Origin of the sequence: Streptomyces hilarionis, from assembly GCF_024539675.1 — a bacterium.
GTDB classification, from domain to species: domain Bacteria; phylum Actinomycetota; class Actinomycetes; order Streptomycetales; family Streptomycetaceae; genus Streptomyces; species Streptomyces hilarionis.
Genome location: NZ_JAHHIT010000024.1, coordinates 1 through 794, shown reverse-complemented (window position 1 = coordinate 794; position 794 = coordinate 1). Strand labels below are relative to the sequence as shown.

General features: G+C 71.2%; 1 protein-coding gene. It reads right to left on the bottom strand.

Going from position 1 to position 794, the window contains the following annotated elements; genetic code table 11:
• Positions 1 to 794: acyltransferase domain-containing protein (locus tag KMS84_RS04820; protein WP_256914767.1), on the bottom strand; the 794-nt coding region annotated here is incomplete at both ends.

Sequence of the window (794 nt, the reverse complement as noted above, 5' to 3'; positions counted from 1 at the left end):
CGCCAGGCCGACAACGCCGGCACCACCGGCCCCCACACATCCGGCACCGAACCGTCCACGAGAGCAGCCACACCCTCCACGTCCGCCCGCTCCACCGCACCCCAGAACGCCGCGTCCACCGGATCGACGGCGGACGCCGTACCCGGCGCGGAGGCGTCCTCGAGCCAGTAGCGCTCGTGCTGGAAGGCGTAGGTCGGCAGGTCGACCGTGCGCGCGCCCGTGCCGCCGAACAGCGGCATCCAGTTCACGGGGGCACCGGCCACGTACGCCTCGGCCAGCGACGTCAGGAAGCGCTCCACACCGCCGTCGTCCCGACGCAGCGACCCCACGGCGGCACCGGAGCCCGTCCCGCTGTCCAGGGAGCCCAGGGCCTCCAGGGTCTCCTGGATCGCCATGACCACGACCGGATGCGGACTGGACTCCACGAAGACCTGGTGATCCTGCTCAGCGAGCATCCGGATCACCGGCTCGAACAGCACCCGCTCCCGCAGATTCGACACCCAATACGCCGCATCCAACGCCGCGGTGTCCAACCGCTCACCCGTCACAGTCGAGTGGAACGCCACCGACGACGACTGCGGCCGCATGTCGGCCAGTTCAGCCAGCAGATCGGCATTGAGGGCATCGACCTGCGCCGAATGCGAGGCGTAGTCCACCGCGATGCGACGCGCCCGCACCCCCGCCGTCTCGCACTCGGCCAGCAGATCGTCCAACGCCCCGGGCTCGCCCGAGACCACCGACGACGACGGCCCGTTCACCGCCGCCACCCCGATCCGGCCCTCGAACCGGACGAT